Source organism: Gilliamella sp. W8123 (assembly GCF_016101085.1).
Classification (GTDB): domain Bacteria; phylum Pseudomonadota; class Gammaproteobacteria; order Enterobacterales; family Orbaceae; genus Gilliamella; species Gilliamella apis.
Genome location: NZ_JACFRE010000003.1, coordinates 157,092 through 181,528, shown reverse-complemented (window position 1 = coordinate 181,528; position 24,437 = coordinate 157,092). Strand labels below are relative to the sequence as shown.

The 24,437-nt window shown below is 34.4% G+C and carries 22 protein-coding genes; 8 read left to right on the top strand and 14 right to left on the bottom strand.

What is annotated here, in order from left to right; all coding sequences use genetic code 11:
• Positions 1-78 precede the first annotated feature (78 nt).
• The 3 genes from secA to H3T56_RS05215 all read left to right on the top strand — a co-directional run bounded on the left by secA (position 79) and on the right by H3T56_RS05215 (position 3,782).
• Positions 79-2,808 (top strand): preprotein translocase subunit SecA, encoded by a 2,730-nt coding sequence (secA, locus tag H3T56_RS05225; protein WP_198192195.1) that lies wholly within the window; start codon positions 79-81, stop codon positions 2,806-2,808.
• A 117-nt stretch (positions 2,809-2,925) separates the two neighbouring features.
• On the top strand, positions 2,926-3,330 hold the full coding sequence (mutT, locus tag H3T56_RS05220; RefSeq protein ID WP_065577583.1) for an 8-oxo-dGTP diphosphatase MutT: 405 nt from the start codon (positions 2,926-2,928) through the stop codon (positions 3,328-3,330).
• Positions 3,331-3,566: 236 nt separating this feature from the next.
• Positions 3,567-3,782, top strand: coding sequence for a DUF4177 domain-containing protein (locus tag H3T56_RS05215; protein WP_065577584.1), 216 nt, complete (start codon positions 3,567-3,569; stop codon positions 3,780-3,782).
• A gap of 96 nt (positions 3,783-3,878) precedes the next feature.
• Here the strand turns inward: H3T56_RS05215 and H3T56_RS05210 are convergent, their stop codons facing one another.
• Genes H3T56_RS05210 through H3T56_RS05190 form a run of 5 tightly spaced genes read right to left on the bottom strand, consistent with a single transcriptional unit; the run spans position 3,879 to position 5,801 of the window.
• Positions 3,879-4,268: a multidrug efflux SMR transporter gene (locus tag H3T56_RS05210; RefSeq protein WP_086360252.1), complete on the bottom strand. Its 390-nt coding sequence runs from the start codon at positions 4,266-4,268 to the stop codon at positions 3,879-3,881.
• Positions 4,268-4,621 carry an EamA family transporter gene (locus tag H3T56_RS05205; protein WP_065613901.1) on the bottom strand — a complete coding sequence of 118 codons (354 nt, stop codon included), beginning with the start codon at positions 4,619-4,621 and terminating at the stop codon, positions 4,268-4,270. Before H3T56_RS05205 ends, H3T56_RS05210 begins: the two co-directional genes overlap by 1 nt.
• Positions 4,609-5,043: a zinc uptake transcriptional repressor Zur gene (gene zur, locus H3T56_RS05200; RefSeq protein WP_065577587.1), complete on the bottom strand. Its 435-nt coding sequence runs from the start codon at positions 5,041-5,043 to the stop codon at positions 4,609-4,611. The genes H3T56_RS05205 and zur overlap by 13 nt, the downstream gene beginning before the upstream one ends.
• 19 nt (positions 5,044-5,062) lie before the next feature.
• Positions 5,063-5,338 carry an RnfH family protein gene (locus H3T56_RS05195; protein ID WP_065577588.1) on the bottom strand — a complete coding sequence of 92 codons (276 nt, stop codon included), beginning with the start codon at positions 5,336-5,338 and terminating at the stop codon, positions 5,063-5,065.
• Position 5,339: 1 nt separating this feature from the next.
• Positions 5,340-5,801: a type II toxin-antitoxin system RatA family toxin gene (locus H3T56_RS05190; RefSeq protein WP_081298773.1), complete on the bottom strand. Its 462-nt coding sequence runs from the start codon at positions 5,799-5,801 to the stop codon at positions 5,340-5,342.
• A gap of 33 nt (positions 5,802-5,834) precedes the next feature.
• Here H3T56_RS05190 and smpB point away from each other — a divergent pair, with 33 nt between their 5' ends.
• Positions 5,835-6,317 carry an SsrA-binding protein SmpB gene (smpB, locus tag H3T56_RS05185; protein WP_065577589.1) on the top strand — a complete coding sequence of 161 codons (483 nt, stop codon included), beginning with the start codon at positions 5,835-5,837 and terminating at the stop codon, positions 6,315-6,317.
• Between the two features lie 26 nt (positions 6,318-6,343).
• Here the strand turns inward: smpB and H3T56_RS05180 are convergent, their stop codons facing one another.
• From H3T56_RS05180 to uxaC, 8 genes are all read right to left on the bottom strand, one after another.
• On the bottom strand, positions 6,344-7,342 hold the full coding sequence (locus H3T56_RS05180) for a substrate-binding domain-containing protein (protein WP_198192194.1): 999 nt from the start codon (positions 7,340-7,342) through the stop codon (positions 6,344-6,346).
• A gap of 18 nt (positions 7,343-7,360) precedes the next feature.
• The gene (locus tag H3T56_RS05175) at positions 7,361-8,479 is read right to left on the bottom strand and encodes a glycoside hydrolase family 172 protein (protein ID WP_198192193.1); all 1,119 of its coding nucleotides are present in this window, start codon (positions 8,477-8,479) and stop codon (positions 7,361-7,363) included.
• A gap of 56 nt (positions 8,480-8,535) precedes the next feature.
• Positions 8,536-9,789 carry an oligosaccharide MFS transporter gene (locus tag H3T56_RS05170; RefSeq protein ID WP_065577592.1) on the bottom strand — a complete coding sequence of 418 codons (1,254 nt, stop codon included), beginning with the start codon at positions 9,787-9,789 and terminating at the stop codon, positions 8,536-8,538.
• 317 nt (positions 9,790-10,106) lie between these two features.
• Positions 10,107-11,429, bottom strand: a complete 1,323-nt coding sequence (locus tag H3T56_RS05165) for a glycoside hydrolase family 28 protein (RefSeq protein WP_198192192.1) — start codon at positions 11,427-11,429, stop codon at positions 10,107-10,109.
• 111 nt (positions 11,430-11,540) lie between these two features.
• Positions 11,541-13,055, bottom strand: coding sequence for an MFS transporter (locus tag H3T56_RS05160; protein WP_086360246.1), 1,515 nt, complete (start codon positions 13,053-13,055; stop codon positions 11,541-11,543).
• An 87-nt stretch (positions 13,056-13,142) separates the two neighbouring features.
• Positions 13,143-14,642, bottom strand: coding sequence for a UxaA family hydrolase (locus H3T56_RS05155; RefSeq protein ID WP_065577673.1), 1,500 nt, complete (start codon positions 14,640-14,642; stop codon positions 13,143-13,145).
• A gap of 13 nt (positions 14,643-14,655) precedes the next feature.
• Positions 14,656-16,119: a tagaturonate reductase gene (locus tag H3T56_RS05150; RefSeq protein ID WP_198192191.1), complete on the bottom strand. Its 1,464-nt coding sequence runs from the start codon at positions 16,117-16,119 to the stop codon at positions 14,656-14,658.
• 47 nt (positions 16,120-16,166) lie between these two features.
• Positions 16,167-17,579 (bottom strand): glucuronate isomerase, encoded by a 1,413-nt coding sequence (uxaC, locus tag H3T56_RS05145; RefSeq protein WP_198192190.1) that lies wholly within the window; start codon positions 17,577-17,579, stop codon positions 16,167-16,169.
• Positions 17,580-17,842: 263 nt separating this feature from the next.
• On the opposite strand from uxaC, the gene exuR reads away from it, so the two are divergent.
• Positions 17,843-18,619: a transcriptional regulator ExuR gene (gene exuR, locus H3T56_RS05140; RefSeq protein WP_065577597.1), complete on the top strand. Its 777-nt coding sequence runs from the start codon at positions 17,843-17,845 to the stop codon at positions 18,617-18,619.
• 130 nt (positions 18,620-18,749) lie between these two features.
• Here exuR and lolA read toward each other — a convergent pair whose 3' ends face one another.
• Positions 18,750-19,343 (bottom strand): outer membrane lipoprotein chaperone LolA, encoded by a 594-nt coding sequence (gene lolA / locus H3T56_RS05135; RefSeq protein WP_065577598.1) that lies wholly within the window; start codon positions 19,341-19,343, stop codon positions 18,750-18,752.
• A gap of 185 nt (positions 19,344-19,528) precedes the next feature.
• Here lolA and H3T56_RS05130 point away from each other — a divergent pair, with 185 nt between their 5' ends.
• The 3 genes from H3T56_RS05130 (at position 19,529) to H3T56_RS05120 (ending at position 24,370) form a co-directional block, all read left to right on the top strand.
• Positions 19,529-20,863, top strand: coding sequence for a replication-associated recombination protein A (locus tag H3T56_RS05130; protein ID WP_065577599.1), 1,335 nt, complete (start codon positions 19,529-19,531; stop codon positions 20,861-20,863).
• Positions 20,864-21,195: 332 nt separating this feature from the next.
• Positions 21,196-22,545 (top strand): hypothetical protein, encoded by a 1,350-nt coding sequence (locus tag H3T56_RS05125; RefSeq protein ID WP_198192189.1) that lies wholly within the window; start codon positions 21,196-21,198, stop codon positions 22,543-22,545.
• A 445-nt stretch (positions 22,546-22,990) separates the two neighbouring features.
• Complete coding sequence (locus H3T56_RS05120; protein ID WP_086356745.1) at positions 22,991-24,370, top strand: hypothetical protein; 1,380 nt, start codon at positions 22,991-22,993, stop codon at positions 24,368-24,370.
• Positions 24,371-24,437 lie beyond the last annotated feature (67 nt).

Below are 24,437 nucleotides of genomic sequence, written 5' to 3'. Positions count from 1 at the left end.
CATAATCAAATTAATTAATTTATTCAATAAGGTTTAATCCTTATATCTCCCATTATAAAAAACAATAAGAGAAAAGTTATGTTATTAAAATTATTAACTAAAGTATTCGGTAGCCGTAATGAACGCGTATTAAAATCTATGCGTAAGCGTGTTGAAACCATCAATGCCCTTGAACCAGCAATGGAAGCATTAAGCGATGATGAACTTAAGGCAAAAACTAACGAATTTAAACAAAAAATTGCCGACGGTACAAAATTAGACGATATATTAGAAGAAGCTTTTGCCGTAGTCCGTGAAGCAAGTAAGCGTGTATTTGGTATGCGTCATTTTGATGTGCAATTAATTGGTGGTATGGTTCTAAATGAACGTTGTATAGCTGAAATGCGTACCGGTGAAGGTAAAACATTAACCGCAACGTTGCCTGCTTATTTAAATGCGTTAACCGGTAAAGGGGTACATGTTGTCACCGTTAATGATTATTTAGCGCAACGTGATGCTGAAAATAATCGTCCTTTATTTGAATTTTTAGGCTTAACAGTGGGCATTAACTTACCTAATATGCCACCGCATTTAAAACGTGAAGCTTACAATGCCGACATCACTTATGGTACTAACAACGAATATGGGTTTGACTATTTGCGTGACAATATGGTCTTTAGTAAAGAGGCCCGAGTACAACGCCCACTTCATTATGCTTTAGTGGATGAGGTCGATTCAATTTTAATTGATGAAGCAAGAACACCACTAATTATTTCTGGTCAAGCTGAAGATAGCTCAGATAGATATGTTAGTATCGATAAAATCATTCCACATTTAATCCGTCAAGAAAAAGAAGATTCGGATCAGTTCCAAGGTGATGGAGACTTCTCAATTGATGAAAAATCTCGTCAGGTTAACTTAACCGAACGAGGTTTAATTAAGGTTGAAGAATTACTAATAAAACAAGGCATTATGAAAGGTGATGAATCACTTTACGCACCTAGTAATATTGTACTAATGCACCATGTTAATGCAGCGCTTCGTGCCCATCACTTATTCCATCGTGATGTTGATTATATTGTTAGAGACAATGAAATCGTTATTGTTGATGAACATACAGGCCGTACAATGGATGGTCGTCGTTGGTCTGACGGTTTACACCAAGCGGTTGAAGCTAAAGAGCATGTTAAAATTCAAAATGAGAATCAAACATTAGCCTCTATCACTTTCCAAAATTATTTCCGTCTCTATGAAAAATTAGCTGGTATGACAGGTACTGCTGATACTGAAGCTTTCGAATTTAACCAAATTTATGGTTTGGATACTATTGTAATTCCTACCAACCGACCTATGGTAAGAAAAGATCAGCCTGATCTTGTCTATATGACCGAAAAAGAAAAGATCGATGCTATCGTGGCTGATGTACAAGCTTGTGTTAAACGAGGACAACCGGTATTAGTCGGTACTGCATCTATCGAGAAATCAGAGCTTGTCTCACATGCCTTTAAAAAAGCAGGCATCAAACATAATGTTCTTAACGCCAAATTCCATGCGCAAGAAGCCGAAATTATTGCTGACGCAGGTAGTAAAGGGGCCGTAACAATCGCAACGAATATGGCTGGTCGTGGTACAGATATTATGCTTGGTGGTAACTGGCAAAGTGAAGTTGCAAAATTAGAAAATCCTACTGAAGCAGATATCGAAAAAGCGAAACAAGCATGGCAAGCGAAACATGAAGAAGTTATTGAACTAGGTGGATTATATATTCTTGGTACTGAACGTCATGAATCACGCCGAATTGATAATCAATTACGTGGTCGTGCTGGTCGTCAAGGGGATCCAGGTGCTTCTCGCTTTTATCTATCATTAGAAGATCCATTAATGCGTATCTTCGCATCGGATCGTGTCGGTAATATGATGCGTAAATTTGGTATGAAAGAAGGTGAAGCAATTGAACACCCATGGATTACGAAAGCTATCGCTAATGCTCAGAAAAAAGTTGAAAGTCGCAACTTTGATATTCGTAAACAATTACTCGAATATGATGATGTAGCCAATGATCAACGTAAAGCTATTTATAGCCAACGTAATGATTTATTAGATAACGTAGATATCAAAGAGACAATTGATTCAATACGTGGCGATGTATTTTCGACGGTTATTGATCAATATATTCCACCACAATCGATTGAAGAAATGTGGGATGTTGCTGGATTAGAAGCAGCCTTAAAAAATGATTTCGATTTAGATTTACCTATCGCTAAATGGCTTGATGAAGAGCAAAATCTTCATGAAGAAAATTTACGTGAACGCATCTTACAACTTGCACAAGATAAATATCTTGAAAAAGAAACTGCAGCTGGCGCTGACGCCTTCAGACAATTCGAAAAAAGCGTTATGTTACAAACGCTTGATACGTTATGGAAAGAGCATTTATCTGCTATGGATTATTTACGTCAAGGTATTCATTTACGAGGATATGCACAAAAAGATCCTAAACAGGAATACAAACGTGAATCATTCAATATGTTTGCCAATATGTTAGAATCTTTAAAATATGATGTAATTGGTATTTTAAGCCGCGTACAAATTCGTTCACAAGAAGAAGTTGATGAAGCTGAACGTCAACGTCAAGCTGAAATTGAAAGATTAATGGCGAAACAACAGGCTAACCATGAATCAGTGACCGGTATTGATGGTGAGAATGATGGGCAAGCATCAAATTCATCACAACCGATTGTCCGCACGCAAGCTAAAGTAGGACGTAATGCTCCTTGTCCATGTGGATCTGGAAAAAAATATAAACATTGTCATGGAGCTGTTAATTAAGCCAAAAATTTAGTATGATTAAACAATATTGATGTTTAAATCAACGAATTTTGTTACTTAAAAATCAAAAGGGAAAGCATAGTCTTTCCCTAACTTTAATCATAAACAGACAGGACCATGAAAAAACATACTGAAATTGCTGTAGGTATAATTCGTTCACAAGATTGTCAAATTTTTATCACCCAACGCGGTGAAGATTCTCATCTTGCTGGTTTTTGGGAGTTTCCTGGCGGAAAAATCGAAACTGGTGAAACACCTTATCAAACATTAGAACGCGAAATTGCCGAAGAAGTTGATATCAACATTCATCAGGCTCAATTTTTAAAAACCTTTGAACACTGTTATGATGATCGCGATATCACAATTCATGCCTACTTAGTAGAAGAATGGGATGGCGTACCTTTTGCGAAAGAAGGGCAACCAAGCCGTTGGATTGATCAAGAAGATCTAAATGCGGATGAATTTCCTGATGCTAATAGACTAATTATTGAAATGCTTAAAAATTTAGATAAGCAAATTTAATTTATCGCTAATATTAGTTAAGAATTTGGCTTGTGAGCTATTTTTAGCTAAGGCCTCACTAAAAATTTCATTGTTATTTTATTTGCTATACTTCGACCAAAATTGATTAAAATTCAATCATTCATTTCACTGCCACTGGATTAATATCCCAAATATGCGTATTATTAACGCGATTTTCTCTTAATTTTGACAATTATTAGAGATTATCTTGTTTATTTTAAGAAGGTATGAAAACAATGAAAGAATATAAAGTAGTAATTTATCAAGAAGGCGCTTTGTCTTCAATGCTCTTGGGAGCAGCTAATGCAAATCCTGAAAAATTTGGTGCTTTTTTAAATGATAATGCACAGCAAGGTTGGCGCGTTATAACAATGCAAAAAGATTTGCGCCGTTTATTTTTATTCTGGCGACGAGAAGCTTATCTAGTTGTGATGGAGCGAGATCGTGGCTAATTAAAATAGAATAAAACCTTTTCTATTTTACTATTGGGGATCAATGTAAATTAACTATATTGGTTCCTATTAAAAAGGTGATTATCTCAATTCTGTTTATTTTACTGATTTACGATGTAACCTCTGCTCAGCCAAAGCAAGAAAAACAATCCCAACAATAATAGACAATGCCCCTAGTAGGCGCGTAAGCGTAATTTGTTCATTAAATGCAACAACCGATACAAACATCACAGTAACAAGTTGCAAATGCGATGCAGCAAAAGCTGGGCCAACTGGCGCTTTTTTTAACAATACCATCCAAGTGATAAATGCTCCAGCATATCCAACCATAACTAAATATGCCCACCCATGACTAAAAATTCTTAACAACCAACTCATATTTGCTTCAAAAGGCAAGGCTGAAATAGCCGTAAGTTTAAAAAAAGTTTGCCCAAAAGTATCAAAAAAGAGCAACAAGACAAAACCGATGATATAAAACTTTTTCATTAAGTTAATCCTACTAATATCACGCCGGTAGTTATAAAAAATATCCCTAGTAATCGAAAGGGGGTTAGATGTTCTTTAAATAAGATGCGCCCAGCAAGCATCACGGTGATCATATTAAAAGAGCCTAATAAGATCCCTTGTGATAGTGGAACCTCACTTAAAAATGCTAACCAAAACACAAAACCAAGGAAATAAGAACCGAATCCTAACCACAGCCATATGTTACCGAATAATTTCTGCCAATAACGACCATCTTTATCATTAGAGGTCACTGCGGCATATTTGAAAGCAACTTGCCCTACTGTGTCACAAACTATATTAACTAACCATAATAAAATAATTAAGGTTGACATGAATGACAAATTCCATGAATTTCAAGCACACTATGTTTTATTAAAAATTCACTTTGCGTCGCTAATAACTTCAGTTGACTTTCAATATTTTCAGAGTGCTTTTCAATAATCTGATGACAATTATCACAAATAAATAAAATGGATATATGTTGCGGGTCATGAAAATGCGGACAAATAATATAACAGTTAGTTGACTCCACCTTATGAATAAAACCTTGTTCAAGTAAAAATTCCAGAGCACGATAAATTGTTGGTGGTTTAGCTTGTGGTTCACTGACTTTTAAAAGATCTAAAAGATCATATGCGCTCATTGCTCTATTGGCTTTAAGCATAATATTTAAAACGGTTTTACGCTGAGTGGTCAGCTTAATACCTCGTTTTTTGCATAAAGTTTCAACTTTTTCAATCAGCAAGTTATGCATTCAGTTCCCTTCATTCTATTTATTTCTTTTTCAATGCCGCTTTCTTTCGTCGAATCTCTTTCGGATCATTGATTAACGCTCGATATATTTCAATACGATCACCATCTTTTACTTGTTCAGTAAGCTCACAACGTTTGCCATAAATACCGACAAAATGACCATCTAATTGAATATTGCATAATGATAAGATATTGGATTTTGCAATTGCTTGCAAGACATTCGTTTGTTCATCAACTGCACAATCAATAATAGTCGGCTGATTAGGTAGCGCATATACAACTTGAATATTTATCATCTTAATATATCTGCCTTGCTCTTTGCGAAAATGCTTTAACCATATTGGTCATCACTTCTTTAAAAATAGGAGAAAAAACAGCGCCCATTAATTTATTATTAAATTCAAAATCTAAACTAAAGCTAATTTTACTGTTTTGGTTATCCAGTTGAGTAAATTGCCATCGTCCTTTTAAATGTTTAAATGGACCATCTAACAATGCCATATCAATTGAATTAGGTTCATTAATCTTATTTATGGTAGTAAATGATTTTTTAAAACCTAATTTTTCAACTTCAATAAAAGCAGTTAGAATGTTATCTTGTTTGCTAATAATCCCAGTTGCGATACAATCAGGAACAAATTCGGGGTATTTAGCTATATCGTTAACCAATGCAAACATTTGTTCGGTTGAATAAGGCTCGATCACCTCATGAAAAACATGTGCCATAATAATAAAATTAAAAGTTAAAATTAGTGGCATATAGTATCATGTAACTCTATAATAACGCACATTATGACTAAGAAAAAATCACATAAGCCGGGTTCGGCAACTATTGCATTAAATAAACGTGCACGCCATGAGTACTTTATAGAAGAGGAAATTGAAGCAGGTTTATCCCTACAAGGTTGGGAAGTAAAGTCCCTGCGAGCAGGTAAAGCGAATATTAGTGACAGTTATGTGTTACTAAAAAATGGTGAAGCATGGCTATTTGGTGCAACAATAACACCATTAAATGTTGCGTCTACACATGTCGTATGTGAACCTATGCGTACTCGAAAATTATTACTTAATGAGCGCGAATTAAACTCGCTATTTGGCCAAATTAACCGCCAAGGTTATACCGTTGTTGCATTATCCTTATATTGGAAAAATGCGTGGGCAAAGGTAAAAATTGGTGTCGCAAAAGGTAAAAAAGAGTACGACAAACGCACCGATATAAAAGAAAGACAATGGCAAGTTGACAAAGCTCGCATAATGAAAAATGCCAACCGCTAATCTTACTTACAACAGCAAATCTTAAATTAACGATGGCGTATAATTTTTGGCTGAATAAAAAATGCCTGATGTTTTAATTCTTTAAAATTTAATAAATCATCAATGACATTCACACAAGTCAGCGCCATCTTCTCAAAATCCTGTTCGATTGCATCTATTGGATAGTAACAATAATCAAGATAACTATTGTAATCATAAGAGCATAAATAGATCTGCTTTGGATCAATTTTAGCTTCGACCAAATAACTCAGTACCTCTTGCAGTAAGTTACCTGATGGTGTAAAAATAGCTTTTGGTACCCTACCCAATTTTTGATGAACATTTTTCAACAATTGGTAACCTTTATTTGGACAATAATCATCACTCACCAGCCAATCTCTATCAACTTTTAATCCAACACTTTCTAAACCTTGCTTAAATCCCTTAAGTCTAGCTTGAATTGACGTTAACTGAATATCACAGCCAATAAAATAAAATTCATCTAACTTTTCGGCATAAGGTTTGATTAAATCAGCGACAGATTGCAATGCTTCACTAGTAATAAAAGGTAATGTTGTATCTTTTAGATAACGGTCAAAAAGCAATACTGGTGTATTTTGATTAATATCGACATAAAATTGATCACCATCTAATGATGTTACCACAATCATTGCATCAACTTTACGTTCAACTAAATTTTGCGCAACTTTAAGTTCAACTTCTTTATTATAATGACTACAAGTGATCAATAATTGAATATTTTTTTGCCGGAAACAAGCTTCTAAATGATGCAAAAACATTGAAAAAAATGAATTTGACATATCAGGAACAATAACACCAATAGTATTGGTACTGTTAGCTTTAACTAAATATTGATGAATATGTGATTGATCCCGGTATTTTTCTGCAATAGATAAAACTCTTTGTCTAGTTTGCGGAGAAATGCGATATTTTTTATCTCGTTTATTAAATATATGACTGACGGTCGTTGCCGACACGCCAGCCAAACGAGCAATATCATTAATTTTCAGTTTATTACTCGCCATATACTAATCACCTTAATATTAACGTGGGGTGCGTTGTTGTTTATTTGGGAATACTGGATTGTTATTCACCGATGGACTTTGATACCAATAAGCAACACTGGCAATATCATCACAACGTTCATACAATCTGATATCATCATTACCGATTTGTTGAAACGCCAATTTGATATTTTTGTGGAATGCAATTGGATCTGGAAGATGCCAACGGTATAAACCATGCATTGGTAAACCATCGTCACCAAAACCATGTACAGGATTAGAATCACCCGTTTGGAAAAAGTCACGCGTCGCATCACGGTTTGTTTGATAAGGGTAACCCATAAACATAGTTTGGAAACATTTTGCTTTTGGACGTCCTTGACTATCTCGGTTATGAAATGCCCATGCACCACCAAAGTAATCTTCGGAACCGGTTGAATGTTGGGTTGGATATTCACCATCATCATCAAGATAGAATTTAAATTCACCTTCACCCCACCAATAACGCTCTAATGCAGTAAGGGCTAAGTAGGTACCGACATAATAGCCGTAGCCTTGAACATTATCTAATATAACATAATCTTGTGCATAATTAGTTACACGTTGACGACGCCATTGTGCATGGAAATAAAGCGGATTTTCAAACGGTTTTGGCATTAACGCATAATTAATGGTAAAGAAGAAATGCTGTAAATCAGCTTCATGTTCATTATGAATCTCAATTCGCGCTTTTTTATTAAATGGCATTCTAAAATAGCTATTAAAACCACCAGTTGGATTAACCACAATTGGCATTGAATTTATATCACATCTTGCACCAAAACCATTACAGAAAAAGTCACCAATTGGACTTTCTACTGAAGGAACTGTTTCATCATCCCAATAAATACGAATTACCACATCACGCAATACAAAACTACCTCGATGCGTTTTATCGGTTAAAGTAAACCACATATGACGAATCTCAGCAGGACCAGTAATTTCAGCAATAGTCACTCTTTCACCCGCTGCAATTGAAATACAGCCTTGCCCTTTTCGACCAGGTCCTAAAGCACTAGCTTTCATACACGATTTACCCTTTTCGCCAGTCATATTTTCTGGAGAAATTGTTCTGGTTTGTTCAAAGTTAAACTGTGTTACTGAATTAAATATATTCATTTTGTATCCTCAATATTTTTTATCAAATACTATTTATTAAATTACTAAAATCTGTTTTATGATTTAATGTTGTCTTCAAGCTTAGGACTATCTGATTTTTTATCACGGCTTAAGAAGAACACTGCAAAAATCATAAAGGCTAAAACCACTAAACCTAAGTTATTAAAGGTGGTTGCTGAACCATGAGTATCATAGAAATTACCAACGAAGGTAGAGAACAAGATCACACCGACAGAACCAGCAACTTGATAACCTATTAAAAATACGGTAGCAGAGAGACGAGCGTTAAAATTATTATCAATATATTTAAACACTGACACTAAAATGGTTGAGATTTCTAAGCAGTGCATCAATTTTATTACTGAAATAATAGCAATACTTTCGACATGCCCAGTTAAGAAGATTCGCGTAGCGGAAATAAAAGCAGCAAAGATTAACGCATTTTTTGCCCCTACTTTGTTAACCACAAATGGCACACAAAACATAACTGCAGCTTCTAAAAAGACCTGAAATGAATTTAAAATACCGTATAAGCGATAACCATCATTCACATCTTCAAATTGCTGAGTAAAATAAACCGGGAATAATTGTTGGTCATAAATGTTGTACAAGCTATAAGTTCCGAGAACATAAACAACAAATATCCAGAACTTTTTCAATGCAAATACTGAAACAATTTCGTTAAAACTTAACTTTTCTTTCTTTTGAAATACTACCGAAGATGATTTGCTTAAATCAGGCTTGAAATTAAGATTGAGTATCATAAAACAGATACCTACAACTGAAGCTGCCCAAAAATTTAGATGAGGATTAATGCTTATTAAATTACCGGCAACAAACGTACCAGCAGCATAGGCAATACACCCCCATGTACGACATTGTCCAAATTCAAAGTTAAACGCTCGACTTATTTTTTCACAGTATGAGTCGATTAACCCCATACCAGCAATCCAACCAAAACCAAGAAAGAAACTACCAAAAATAACACCAGCATAAAAATTATGTCGCAACAGTGGTTCATAAACATAAATTAACGCCGGTGCAGCACAAGTTATAATGATACTTTGAAACCAAATAAGATGTTTCTTAAGCACAAGTTTGTCTTGATAAACACCATAAATGATCATGATGATCAATGAAATTAAATAGTTAAATGAATAGATGATACCGGTTTGCTTTGCAGTTAAACCAATCTCTTTACTAAGCCATATTGCATAAAAAGAAAAAACAAAACTACCAGCTGCGTAATACATAATGCTATAAAATGAAGCAAACCAATAAGTTGGTTTTTTATAAAATGCACTTGTCATAATTTATCCTATAAAGAGTTAAGCACTAATTTGAGTATGAATAGCTAAAAATTTAGCTTTAACGGCTTTATTAGATAAATGTGATCAACTTCAAAGTAATTTTATTTTTAGTAAACGGGTTAATTGGTAATAAGTAGAAATAACATTAATAAACAGTATGTTATTCAAATTACTGAGAGGTAAATAAAAATTACAATTTAATTAAAAGAGTCAAATGTGTCGATTTAAGACTTAAAAAAATAGCTAAAAATGCAATTAGCCAATAAATAAAAAAATAACCGCTAATAATAAACTAGCGGTTATTTCAAATATCATGGTTAAGCCTTTAAGCTAATTAATTTACCATCTTGCTTAACAAAAGATTGATTAACATAAACATCTTGACTATTTTTAACACATAGTGGCTCACTGACTACATTATCAATAATAACGTTATTAAACAAAACACTTTGCGCATTCTCAATAAAGAATCCTTTACCTGCTTCTGGTTTTACATCTTTAAACATATCGACCTCACCAGCTTGTGCATTTAATTGCATTGAAACCCGAATATTATCAAAAGAGATATTCGAAATTGGCGATTCAGGGATGCCATATAAAAAACCGGCATAAGCACGTACATTTTTAGCAATAATGTTTGAAAAACTGATGTTATGGCAAGCTGGAGTTGCTTCATTTATTGGCATCGGCTCTTTATTCCAAACAATAGGATCATTCCCTTTCGGACCACAATAGTAGTAATAGTTCATCACAAACGCAGAGAGAACTTCGTCCATAACAATATTACTAAATGTGATGTCAGAAATTGTTCCACCTCGACCTCGTCGAGTTTTAAATCTTACCCCTCGATCGGTTTTTTGGAATACACAATTGGTAATCGTAACATTACGAATACAGCCACTCATTTCACTGCCAAGAACCACCGCACCATGACCATGAATCATATTACAATTAGTAATCAAAATGTTTTCACATGGACTTTTTTCTGCTGTTTCTTCAGTGCCAGCCTTTATCGCAATACAATCATCGCCAACATCAATATAACAATTGGAAATTCTTACATTACGACAAGATTCAGGGTTAATACCATCGGTATTGGGTGAATCAGCTGGGTTGAGAATCGAAATATTATCGACAACAACATTATTCGATTCCATTGGATGAACGGTCCAACTAGGTGATTGAGTTAGAAAGACGTTTTCAATAGTCACTCGTTCACAGAAATCAAAACCAATTAAATAAGGTCGTGGGTATTTAAGATTGCTTCGTTCATGACGGAATGTATGCCACCATTTTTGTCCATTACCATCGATCTTACCATTTCCGGTGATAACCACATTTTTGATATTATGTCCGTAAATACAAGGCATATACACATCTTGCTTAACCCCTTCCCAACGAGAATTAACCACTGGATAATCCTTAGCATCATCAGAGAAGAGTAAAGTTGCTCCTTGTTCAATAACCAATGTTAGGTTACTACACAGCTTAATTGCTCCAGTAAAATAGGTACCAACAGGAACAATTAGCGTTCCACCACCTAATTGTTCAATATGCCCAATTGCTTTGGCAAAAGCTTGAGTATTTATTGATTTGCCATCACCAATAGCGCCAAAATCTTTTACAGATATAGTCGTCATAAGTTTGTCCCTTCTATATTTACAAACATTAACCTTGTAATTTGGCTCTAATGTTTGCTGTTGCATTGTATAACCGCAGGATCAGCAGCCTGATCCTGATAAATATATTCTTTATTTGGTTGTGGTCTCTTTTTGCTTAAAGCCAATGTTATTATTACCAAAACATTTGTCGTAAGCGATCCCTGATAGTTCTTCAACCACTTTTCGGGTTTCAGGTGTAACATCTTCCATTTTGCCACCTTGGCGGATACGGGCAACTTCATTAATAATGATAGAATGAGTAGCATGATCAAGTTTCATTCGCCATGCAAAGAATGCACCAATTAAAGCCATACCAATAACACCATATAAAATAATGCCATTGATTGCATCAATCGCACTTTGTGGCTGAATATGGGATTTCGATTCAAACCCATATGCACTTAATATCACGCCAAGAACAAAGACAATTGAAGCTCTAACTAGTTTACCCGCCATGGTCATCGCTCCAGCGTAAACCCCTTCTCGACGTCTATTGGTTACAACCTCATCTACATCCGCCAAAAATACATATACACTCCAAGGAATATAGTAAACACCACCAGTTCCTAAACCAAACCAAATGGTAATACCCACTACAAGCCAAGTAATATGCGGTAGATTAAAGTAATAGATACCGACATAACCTATCATTGATGAGACAACAATTAATAGAGCGATAATAAAAGGTTTTTTAAAGCCTTTTTTGGCACAATACATCATAAAAAAAGCAGTGGAAACTAACTGGCAAATACTACTTAATGAATTCATTGAAGCAACAAATGAACGTGGTTCACCGAGACTAAAAACAATGAAATAGGTAAATACCGCTGTAAATAACCATTCAGCACCAAAACCAAATAAATACATGCCTAAATGTGTTCTAAATGTTTTAATACGGAAGGTGGATAGAATATCAATAAACAGCTTTTTGATAGCCTCAAAAAAGCTATGAACTGACTCGTCTTTTACCTCATCTTTAGGTTTTTCCCAGCTATTACAATACAGCAAAATTAACGCTAACATCATAATAGTTGCATAGGTAATTCCGGTTAATAAAAATGGGGTTGCTGATTCTTTACTATAAAAATAAAAAAATACACCGGGAATTGCCGCTCCTAAGAAGTTCGCTACTTTACCAAACATCGCTTTTGAACCAGTTAAATAAGTGCGCTCCGAAAAGTTAGAGGTCATTTCTACCGGTAATGTATTAAATGGAATCATAATGCTGGTATAAATAATCTCAAATAAAATATACGTTATGAGGTAATACCAAAATCCCATACCATCGATCCATAGCATAGGGTAAATAACCATTAGAGGGATACCAATCAAAATAAAGAATCGACGTCGTCCAAATCGTTGACCTATTTTAGTTTGATAAAAATTATCAGTAATAAAGCCCATCAATGGATTGAGAATGACATCAAGATAAGTGGCAATTGAAAAAATTAGTGCAGCTTGTACCACACTTAATCCACAAAAAGTGGTATAAAAATAGAGCAACCAAGCACCGCTAATCGCTAATGCTCCACTACCTATTAAATTACCACTACCATATGAGAATCTTACTAACCATGTAATTTTATTCTCTTTTTTTTCGTTCATAAAAGATACCTATATTATTTAAAAAAAGGTCCCCGCATTAAGTCCCGCAGGACTTAATGTCATAGGTATTAACTATTGAATTTATGCCTAGAGAGTTACGCCGCTTTTTAAGATGGCTAAATTCCTGAAATTATTGATTTCATTTCGAGTTTTTTCGCCACTAGCGATCAGAGCAATATGCTCAATAAACTCTAGCAACAAAGATTGCATGGACACACCTTGTATAAGCTTACCGGCATTAAAATCGATCCAATTGGTTTTCTTATCTGCCAATTGAGTATTGGTTGCAATTTTGACCGTTGGCACAATACCGCCATAAGGCGTTCCTCTGCCTGTGGTGAAGAGTACCATATGACATCCAGCAGCCGATAAAGCCCCAGTAGCTACAGCGTCATTACCTGGTGCACTTAGTAAATTCAAGCCATGTTTAGTTAACATTTGACCATATTTAAGGACATCAATAACTTCACTGCCGCCCGCTTTTTGGGTACATCCCAGAGACTTTTCTTCTAAGGTTGTAATCCCACCAGCCTTGTTACCAGGAGAAGGATTTTCATAGATAGGTTGATTATTTGAAATAAAATACTGTTTGAAGTCATTTATCATATCGACGGTTTTATCGAAAGTAGACTCATCAACACAATGTGACATTAAAATATTTTCAGCACCAAACATTTCTGGCACTTCAGTAAGTACACTTGTACCACCATGAGCAACAACATAGTCAGAAAAAAGGCCGAGCATTGGATTGGCTGTAATGCCAGAAAAACCATCTGAACCACCGCACTCCAAACCAAATTTCAATTCACTTAAACGCCCTAATTGGCGTTTATCTTGTTTCATAATCGCATAAAGCTCTCTTAAGTGAACCAATGCTGCTTCCACTTCATCGGTTTCTTGCTGAGCAATTAAAAATCTAACTCGAGATTCGTCGTACTCTCCTAAATCAGCCTTAAATTCTGAAACCTGATTATTTTCACAACCAAGTCCTATTACCAATACAGCGCCAGCATTAGGATGTTTAACTAAATTTTGTAATATAGTTTTAGTATTTTGATGATCTTGTCCTAATTGAGAGCAGCCATAAGGATGTTCAAGTACCGTAATACCGTCGATATCTAATTGATTATTTAACTCATCACAAAATTGTTTAACCATTTGTTCGGCGATACCATTAATACAAGTGACAGTTGGAATAATCCAAAGTTCATTACGGATACCTACTTCACCATTGTTACGTCGATAGATCTGTACTTCTTTATCAGCTATCTCATGCAACAATTCATTTTTTGATAAAGTAGGTTGATATTGATAATCATTAATGTCACTTAAATTAGTTTTCAAATTATGTGAATGAATATGCTCACCAGCCTTAATAAAGCGAGTAGCGTGACCGATTGGTAAGCCATATTTAATAATATTTTCATTTTGCTTAATATCGTTAAGGGCAAATTTATGCCCTTGTTTAACTGGTTCTTTTAGGTCAATGACCAAACCATCTACGACAATATTTTCTTCATGTGCTTCTAAATCAGATAATGCTACCCCAACATTATCTTTATTATTAATTTTTATAAATTTAATCATTGAATCACTCATACTATTTGCTGCCAGCAATACATTTTTCGATTGCTTGACGCATACCACCTTCAATTATGATCGTTAAATATTGAGTTAATGTTTGCGCTAATTGCGGGATACTTAGTAGATCGTGCTGCCAATGAGCTGTATCACCTAATACAACTTGAACTAAATCTTCTAATGAGCTTTTACCCTCAGCAATCGCTGTCCAACTACTATTAAAGCGTTGTAACCAAATTGCATCATCTTGTAATGGATAGTTTTGCCCATTACGCACACCACGATAAAATGCAATTAATGCCGCAAAAGAGAAGACTAAGTGTTTAGGTAATGTCCCTTTCTCTTGCTGATAATTGATCAATTGAGGAAGAATACGGGTTTTAAACTTCGTCATACTGTTTAAGGCAATTGACATCAGTTGATGTTCAATAAATGGATTTTTAAAACGATTAATCACTGAGTCAGCAAAATCAACCAACTCTTGATGAGGTAAATCTAAAACAGTAATAATTTCCTCAAAAATAGTCTCTTTAATATAAGATAAGATCTGTGCATCATTCATTGATTCGCCAACAGTATCAATACCCGCTAAATAAGCAACTGGCACCAGCGCGGTATGTGCTCCATTTAAAATCGCCACTTTACGCTCTTTATATGGTTTAATATCATCAACAATTTTGATATTCATATCGCATTTATCAAGGCATAGTTTTTCAGCTAACCATTGTGGTCCTTGAATAACAAATAGATAAAAATATTCCGCTGAATCAATAAAATTATCTTTATAGCCCAATTCAGCTTCAAGTTCAGCAATTTGCGCTTTCGGATAACCTGGTACGATTCTATCAACTAAAGTCGAACAGAATAAATTATCATTTTCAAGCCAGTTTATGAATTTGTCTGACAAGTTCCATTGGTTGGCATATTTCAGTACCAATTTTTTAAGTACATCGCCGTTATAATCAATTAATTCACAAGGGATAATAATCAAACCACTTTCTTTACTACCGGCAAAATGAACAAATCTTTCATATAAAAATGCGGTTAATTTAGCTGGATAGCTAGTTGCAGGTTTATCGGTTAATTGGTCACTTTCAACATAACTAATGCCTGCTTCGGTAGTATTTGAAAATATAAACTGAATATTCGGATCTTTAGCTAACTCAAGATATTCATCATATTGAGTATACACATTGATTTCATTATTCACTGAACGAATCAACCTAAACTCCTTCACGGCTTGATTCTGTTCATTTAAACCACGAACCAGTGTGGTATACAAACCATCTTGAATACTTAATGATGGCGGAAAATCGGTATTTAACGGTCGAACCACCACAACACCCGCATCAAGTTCGGTTTTCTCGTTAAGAATATCTAATTGCCAATCTAAAAATGCCCGTAAAAAATTACCTTCGCCAAACTGAACAACACGTGTCGTATATTTTGCTCCCGGAAAATCATTTCTATTTAATGTTTTCATTACTCTAACTCTTATTTAATTACTCTAATTACAACGACTTAATACTCTTAACTCAATTCAATACCAAAATAGTTTTTAGCATTATCAAAACTAATATTTTTAACCATTTGTCCTAATAATTGGATATCACGAGGAGCTTCACCATCTTCAACCCAACGTCCAATCATGCGACATAAAATACGTCTAAAATATTCATGACGAGTATAAGATAAGAAGCTACGGCTATCAGTTAACATACCAACAAAACGACTTAATAAGCCAAGTTGGGCAAGCTGTGTCATTTGACGAATCATGCCGTCTTTTTGATCATTAAACCACCAACCTGAACCAAATTGCATTTTTCCTTGAATACCTGCACCTTGGAAGTTACCAATCATTGTGCCTAGAATTTCATTATCAGAAGGATTTAAACAGTATAAAATTGTTTTAGGTAGCGCATCTTGTTTAGCTTGGGCATCTAATAATCGAGAAAGAGGCTGGGCTATCGGTGAATCATTAATAGAATCGAATCCAACATCTGGCCCCATTAAATTAAACATTCTGGAATTATTATTACGCAATGCGCCAATATGATATTGTTGAACCCATTGACGTTTGTGGTATTCAACACCTAAAAAGATAAGTACTGCCGTTTTAAATTGAGCAACTTCTTTAGCAGTTAAAACCTCACCAGATAAACGTTTAGTTAAAATGGTATCCAACTCTTTTTCAGAGGCTTCTTCATAAACAACGGTATCTAATGCATGGTCGGAAATCTTACAGCCATGAGCAGCAAAATGGTCCATACGTTTGGATAATGCCTGGCAAAGCGCTTGGAAGTTAGAAATTTCCACGTCAGCTACCGCAGAAAGTTTTTCCATATATTGGGCAAAAAATTCAGAATCAATATTAAATGCTTTATCTGGACGCCAGCTTGGTAAAACTTTAACCTCAAATGAGCTATCTTCGGCAATAGTTTTATGATGAGCTAAATCATCAATAGGATCATCGGTGGTACCAGCCATTTTAACATTCATTTTTTTCATAATGCTACGAGCTGAAAACTCTGGAGTGGCAAGCATTTCATTACAACTATTCCAAATTTGCTCTGCTGTAGTTAGTGATAATAAAACATTATCAATTCCAAAAGGACGACGCAGTTCTAAATGAGTCCAATGATATAAAGGATTACCAATGGTATGAGGAACAGTTTCCGCCCAAGCCTTGAATTTGTCTAAATCACTCACATCAGTACCAGTACAAAATTTTTCAGCAACACCATTGGTACGCATTGCGCGCCATTTATAATGATCACCTTTTAGCCATATGTCATACAAATTTTTAAATTGATAATCGTTGGCAATTTGTTCTGGTGGTAAATGGCAGTGATAATCAAAAATTGGCTGCTCAGCAGCATAATCATGATAAAGTTGACGAGAAAATTCAGTATCTAGTAAAAAGTTTTCAGTTAAAAAACTCATTTTATTCTCCAAAAAGCAGTGATTAACTAGTAAGTTTAGATGTCAATATTTTGTCTTATATTAACATATAAGACAACTTAAAAAGTTGACATGCATCACATAATTAACCCATACCCATAATATATAAATGGATATTTTTTTATTGAAAGTTAGCTGACAAGTATGTTTATTTGAAAAAATTGCAGTAATATTATTTAACTTAGCGCAATTAGATGTTATTTTAAAAGTCTGAGAAAACTTAAAGGAATTATGCCAACTTCACCATGACCCAAGAACAGAACGAATATCAACGACTTTATCAAGTAATCGCAACTGAACTTAAGAATCGAATTATTAATGGTATTTATCCCGTTGGCAGTAAATTACCTTCCGAAAGATTAATTTGTGAAGAGTTAAAAGTTAGCCGAGCAGTAGTCAGAGAAGCCATTATCATGCTTGAAGTTGAAGGTTATGTTGATGCACGTAAAGGGTCTGGCATCCATGTAATTGCTAATAGTTTGCAAAATAATATTATTACCGCCTCACAAGGTTTAAATTTTTCGACTACAGGCCCCTTTGAGTTACTACAAGCTCGGCAACTTATTGAAAGTAATATCGCCGAATTTGCCGCCACTCAAATTACTAAAGATGATATTGTTAAACTTTTAGAAATTCAGCATAACGCCAAAAAAGAAGATCATTATCGAGATTCTGATTGGGATTTAAAATTTCATACTCAAATTGCAATGATTACCCGCAATACAGCTTTGATCACAATTGTTCAAGAAGCATGGCAGCAACGGACATTAAATCCTTTATGGAAAAAACTTCATGAACATGTACAACAACAAGATATTGAAAGTTGGTGGGATGAACATGATAAAATTTTAGAAGCACTAATTAATCGAGATCCTAAAGCGGCTAAATTAGCCATGTGGCAACATTTAGAAAATACCAAAAAAATGTTATTTGATGCAGCTAGCGAAGATTTCGAAACCAAACGCGACCACTATCTCTTTTCTGATAATCCAGTTATTAGTATTAATGAAACGGAGCATTGAGAGAGTTAGTAAATAGCCAATTTAGCAGCACAGCTTAAAAACAACTAATAAGCAAATTAAAACACTTTGCATTAGTAGGCAAAATGTTTTAATTTCGTGAATCAGGAAAAATTAGATATTACTAAAATTATTAGCGTTGATCGTCAATTGTTACCCCAGCAGGTGGTGTAAACTTGAACTTATCCATCGTAACTTTGCCTAAAGTTTGGCGAGATAAATCATAAAAGCTACGCTGACCATCTTCTTCAATAATCGTGAAATTAGAAATCATGCCGGTTGGTAAAACCGAAATAACAAAATCTTGATTAGAGCCATCAGTCGGTTTTAAGGTAAAAGAATCTTGTTTACGTGTAACATTATAGGCATTCCAAATTGGATTATGACTATCAGTAATTAGCAACATTAAACGATTATCTACCGCTTTTTTCAAACTCATTACACTCACTTGCTCAACGGCTGGAGTGTAGACCCACATATTAGTTCCATCAGAAATAATCGAAGTTTCATCAGGTTCAGTCATTGTCCAATTAAAATAATAAGGTCTTGTCACCCATAAATCACCTTTACCTTGTTGAACTGGTTGCTTATCAGCAGTTTTCACATCTTGTGAAAAACGGGCATAAAATCCATCAATTTTAGCTAATCGTTCTTGTAACACCTCTTTATCGCCTGCCCATGCAGAAAGACTTGTAAGTAACCCAATTAACATTAAAAACTTCTTCATTACCAATCCTTATGTATTTTGTGTAATAAAATATATTCAATAATCATTTATTTTAATAACTAATTTAGTTCAAAATATTACCGTTTTTCTGTTAGCTGTGGAAGATATTTTCTTTTCTTTTTCACTATTATTAGTGAAGCGGTATATAATAACCATATTTTGTAATTACAGGTATATAGTGCACCATGCCTAGTCTCTCTTTTGAATTTGGTTCAGATGAATTTAAACCTTTAGCTGCAAGGATGCGTCCACGCAATTTATCGGAATATATTGGTCAAAGCCAGCTACTGGGTAAAGATAAACCTCTACCTAAAGCTATTGAAGCGGGTCATCTACATTCAATGATCCTGTGGGGACCACCTGGTACAGGAAAAACCACCTTAGCAGAAATTATTGCCCATCATGCCAACGCTAAAGTTGAACGTATTTCAGCGGTTACTTCTGGCATAAAAGATATTCGAGAGGCAATAGAAAGGGCAAAAATAAACCAGCAATCTGGTGTTAGAACCATCTTGTTTGTTGATGAAGTCCATCGTTTTAATAAAAGTCAGCAAGATGCATTTTTACCTTATGTCGAAAATGGTACGGTAACCTTTATCGGCGCAACAACTGAAAACCCATCATTCGAATTAAATTCAGCACTTTTGTCTCGCGCGAGAGTATATTTACTAAAATCACTGACCAATAATGATATTGAGCAAATTTTACAACAAGCTATGAATGATACTGATCGGGGTTATGGTAACTTAAATATCACATTACCTGAACAAACTAAACAACAGATTGCCGAGTTTGTTGGTGGTGATGCCAGGAGGGCATTAAATACACTTGAATTATTGGTTGATATGTCTGATGGTCAAGCCCTTACACCAGAATTACTAAAAGAAGTCATTGGCGAGCGTAGTGCAAGATTTGATAATCAAGGCGATCGTTTTTATGATCTGATCTCAGCTGTGCATAAATCAATTAGAGGCTCTGCACCTGATGCCGCACTTTATTGGTATGCCAGAATCATTTCGGCTGGTGGTGATCCACTTTATGTTGCCCGTCGATTATTAGCAATAGCTTCAGAAGATGTTGGAAATGCCGATCCAAGAGCAATGCAAGTAGCACTAGCTGCTTGGGACTGTTTTACCCGAGTGGGGCCAGCTGAAGGCGAACGAGCTATCGCCCAAGCAATCGTTTATCTTGCTTGTGCACCGAAAAGTAATGCTGTTTATCTTGCATTTAATCAAGCAATGAAAGATGCTACATCTCAGCCAGATTATGATGTACCAGAACATCTACGCAATGCACCTACCCAATTAATGAAGAATTTAGGTTATGGAGCTCAATATCGTTATGCCCATGATGAACCTAATGCCTTTGCTGCTGGTGAGAACTATTTTCCTCCAGAAATGGCGGCAACTAAATACTACTACCCAAACCAACGAGGGGCTGAAAAAAATTACGCAGAAAAATTAGCTTGGCTAGAAGATCAAAATAAAGCGAGTAGTATTCAACGCTATAAATCGAAATAAAATTAGTAATGTAATTTTAATATTTTTTATCAATTGAAATTACATTTCATTTATTACTCGGCAAACTATAAGTTTTCGATAATCCAAGCGTTCTTATCCACATAAAAAACACACTTCTCTTAAAAAGAGTTGATATAAATCAAAAACAAAAAACCTATATTTTACAAAAATTTAATTATAGGAATAAATATCAACTTAATAAATTAACAATCATTTACAATTATTTATTAGTTATAAACTATCAAATAAAATATAATCACACGCGAAATCTTATACGAAAAAAAACCTTTCTAAGAAATAATTAAAGAAAAATGAAATATAGGAAATATACCGTGAGTTACCTAACGAGCAGTAGATATTTAGCACTATGGTTTTATTTAGTATTATTATTCCAATCAATCCAGTCAACTGAAGCCAGCCTCTCACAAATAACGGTTAAAATAATAACAGGATCACCACCTCATTTATCACTACCATTAGAAATGAATATGGATGATTTAAACTTATTTGGTTTAAAAGTTTATAATCAAAATTATTATGGAGAGGAGATTGATCATTTACCACTCACCAGTAACTATCCATTTAAAGATAAAGTCGCAATTGCACCAATGAAATATCCAAACGAAGATGAATACGTTGATGTTGATGGTGATGAGTTAGTTGGGTTTGAACACAATGGCAACATTCAAATGGAGTGGTTTTATACCAATTCAAAAAATAAATTAGTTTCGTTTGTTCCAAAAGATGATGACACATTTTGTTCTTTAGCTAAAAAAAATATAACTGCACCATTTAAAGTAAAATTGACTACTGATGCTTTATTACTAGTATCAAAATATGGTGAACCTGACTATTATCTCTATCCTAATGAGGAAATAATAACATCACCTTCAAAAACTTATACCATCATGGATGATGTTGGAATTTGTTATGCCAAACCAGAACTAAAACCAAAAGAATCCCGTGCTAAAACAGAATCACAATGGGATCGTGATAATGGCTTTTTACCACAATCGACAAATGATCCTAGCAAAAACTTTCCTTCTACTGGTTTTTATGGTGCGAAATTTCAATTAATTTTGACTAATGCACAATTGGCTAAAGATTATGAATGGTCAATTAAACAAGGTAGTGAATTAGTACAAGTTAACAAAGACGACAAAACTCAAGCTGTTACGGTATCATTTGATATGCCAGATGCTAAAGATCCAGCAAAAGCTTGGCAATATATAATGGGATCTGGTGATGGATATACGGTTATTGTTGAAGGAAAAAACTCTCAAAGAAATACCACTATTCAATATTCATTTACCCTCGTTAAATGGTTTACCGGTTGGGATGAAAATAAAATTGGTGAACCCGGAGCTTCTATTACAACGGGGCCCAAAGTGGATGAAAGCTGTAACGCCCTAGCTGGCGGTGGAAAATATCGCATAAGTTATACTAACGAAGTGGTTAATTCCAGCTTACAGGCAACTAAAGCTAAATATACTCGAAAGATAGGCACGCTTTTCAGTGAATGGGGAGACCCTAGTCAAAAAGCATACCCAAATTCTTGGGCTGCTAATGATAAACAAGATGTTAGATATAAAAGGATTTGGCTATATGATCCAGATAAACAAAAATATTGTGATTTGCATACTTATCAAGCCGTTTATCACTGTGCCGCTGAAAATGGTTAAAAAAATGGCTTATGCACAGCAGTAGCTGAAAATAACTAGTAATTTTTACGGACAGTGAAACATTAAAGGATATCTAATTCAGATAGCTAATTTAACTTTCCTGTCCTTACATCAACAAATATAAATCGCTGATCGCTTTGACTACCATAAATATCAATAGCATTTCCAAAGTGAATCGCAATATAAAAATGGTTTATGTATATCATATTACATTGATTGAATGATAAAGGTATAAAATAATGATATTTATCAAATAACTTAAAAAAATATTAATACATTATTACAAATAAAATAATGATTAATCTTCTTTAAGATCGACTAAAGCGATTGTTTGCTTTATAATCGGCGCCACAAAAAAACAAAAATAAATAAAAATATAATTTTATCAAATAGTTATAAATTACTAAATTAAAATGATAAAGCATGAATAAAAAGGAATTTAACAGTGAATCAAATCATCAATAAGTCTGTAAAGAAAATATCTTCAATACTACCTTTATTACTTGTATCACCTTCTAGCTATTGTTCACTCGATTCAAAAACTGTTCAAGCAATTAATGGTAATAAACCATTATTATCAGCACAATTAGAAAATAATATGAAAGACTTTGATCTTTTTGGTCTAAATACCGATGGTAAAAACTATTATGGTGATGAAGTTAAAAATATGCCATATTCAACAAGTTATCCATTTAAAGAACGCATAAAAGTTGCGCCTATAAAACTTCCTGATAATAGCCAATTTGTTGATGATGATGGCGATCAACTGTCTGCAATCGATACCAGTAGTGCTATTACCATGAAATGGTATTATACCAATGCTAAACATCAACTTATTGAATTTGAACCAGAAGATAGCGATACATTTTGCTCATTATCAGAAAAAGGGTGGTATGCGCCTTATAAAATTAAATTAGAAGCAAATGGCATATTATTATATACCCAATATGGATTACCTAATTCAAATCAATACCCTAACGAAGACATTATTGATAGTCCAGCGAAAATGTATACCTTATTGGAAGATAATGGATTTTGTTATGCACGCCCTTCGCTACAACCAAGTAAAGCCCAAAGCGGTCAAAAAAAACAATGGAATAAAAATTATGGTTTCTTAATTCAATCAAATACAGAATTAAGCAATTTTCCAACTACTGCTTTTTATGGTGCACAATTTGACCTAACTCTTGCTCAAAAAGGCATGGCCGACCAATATAATTGGCAATTGATAAAAGGTAAAGAACTTGTTAGTAAACCAATAATCAGTGCAAACAACGACTTTGTAACGCTAAGATTTGGTACTGATAATGCAAAAAATACCTTGATAGCTTGGAATTATGTCATGGGTAACAATACCGGTTATGAAGTCATTTTAGAAGGCACCAATATAACTAATGGATACAAAATTCGTTATGGATTTACTATAACAAAATGGTATTCTGGATGGAATCTAGCTACTATAGGAACAGGCATTAGCTCAATAGGAAAGGCATTACAAATTGCCGAAGCATGTGAGCAGTTACCAGGTAATTATCGTATTGCTTATGCAGATGAACTGAGTAACGCAAATTTTAATGCAGGAAAAGATGCAATATTTACTCGTGAAATAGGTTCATTAATGAGTGAATGGGGTAATCCAACACAAGAATCATACCCAGACTCATGGGCTCCGGCATTAAAAGAAAATAATAAACAAAAAAGAATTTGGGTCTATGATACGACAATGAACAAATATTGTGACTTACATCCATATGATGGAAAATATCACTGCAAAAGCGAGAGCCAAGATAAAAATGGCTTATGTATAGCGGTCGATACTAATTAAATTTGTCATTTTATATTTAGAGCTCTATCGATTCATAGGTAGAGCTTATCATTGGCAATTTTTGTTT

Bases quoted from the DNA above. Each gene is read 5' to 3' on its own strand.
- exuR (WP_065577597.1), top strand. From the start codon at position 17,843: ATGACCCAAGAACAGAACGAATATCAACGACTTTATCAAGTAATCGCA.
- H3T56_RS05205 (WP_065613901.1), bottom strand. From the start codon at position 4,621: ATGTCAACCTTAATTATTTTATTATGGTTAGTTAATATAGTTTGTGAC.
- secA (WP_198192195.1), top strand. From the start codon at position 79: ATGTTATTAAAATTATTAACTAAAGTATTCGGTAGCCGTAATGAACGC.
- mutT (WP_065577583.1), top strand. From the start codon at position 2,926: ATGAAAAAACATACTGAAATTGCTGTAGGTATAATTCGTTCACAAGAT.
- H3T56_RS05175 (WP_198192193.1), bottom strand. From the start codon at position 8,479: ATGAATATATTTAATTCAGTAACACAGTTTAACTTTGAACAAACCAGA.
- H3T56_RS05170 (WP_065577592.1), bottom strand. From the start codon at position 9,789: ATGACAAGTGCATTTTATAAAAAACCAACTTATTGGTTTGCTTCATTT.
- H3T56_RS05215 (WP_065577584.1), top strand. From the start codon at position 3,567: ATGAAAGAATATAAAGTAGTAATTTATCAAGAAGGCGCTTTGTCTTCA.
- H3T56_RS05130 (WP_065577599.1), top strand. From the start codon at position 19,529: ATGCCTAGTCTCTCTTTTGAATTTGGTTCAGATGAATTTAAACCTTTA.
- H3T56_RS05150 (WP_198192191.1), bottom strand. From the start codon at position 16,119: ATGAAAACATTAAATAGAAATGATTTTCCGGGAGCAAAATATACGACA.
- uxaC (WP_198192190.1), bottom strand. From the start codon at position 17,579: ATGAGTTTTTTAACTGAAAACTTTTTACTAGATACTGAATTTTCTCGT.
- H3T56_RS05155 (WP_065577673.1), bottom strand. From the start codon at position 14,642: ATGATTAAATTTATAAAAATTAATAATAAAGATAATGTTGGGGTAGCA.
- H3T56_RS05165 (WP_198192192.1), bottom strand. From the start codon at position 11,429: ATGACGACTATATCTGTAAAAGATTTTGGCGCTATTGGTGATGGCAAA.
- zur (WP_065577587.1), bottom strand. From the start codon at position 5,043: ATGCATAACTTGCTGATTGAAAAAGTTGAAACTTTATGCAAAAAACGA.
- smpB (WP_065577589.1), top strand. From the start codon at position 5,835: ATGACTAAGAAAAAATCACATAAGCCGGGTTCGGCAACTATTGCATTA.
- lolA (WP_065577598.1), bottom strand. From the start codon at position 19,343: ATGAAGAAGTTTTTAATGTTAATTGGGTTACTTACAAGTCTTTCTGCA.
- H3T56_RS05180 (WP_198192194.1), bottom strand. From the start codon at position 7,342: ATGGCGAGTAATAAACTGAAAATTAATGATATTGCTCGTTTGGCTGGC.
- H3T56_RS05210 (WP_086360252.1), bottom strand. From the start codon at position 4,268: ATGAAAAAGTTTTATATCATCGGTTTTGTCTTGTTGCTCTTTTTTGAT.
- H3T56_RS05190 (WP_081298773.1), bottom strand. From the start codon at position 5,801: ATGCCACTAATTTTAACTTTTAATTTTATTATTATGGCACATGTTTTT.
- H3T56_RS05195 (WP_065577588.1), bottom strand. From the start codon at position 5,338: ATGATAAATATTCAAGTTGTATATGCGCTACCTAATCAGCCGACTATT.
- H3T56_RS05160 (WP_086360246.1), bottom strand. From the start codon at position 13,055: ATGAACGAAAAAAAAGAGAATAAAATTACATGGTTAGTAAGATTCTCA.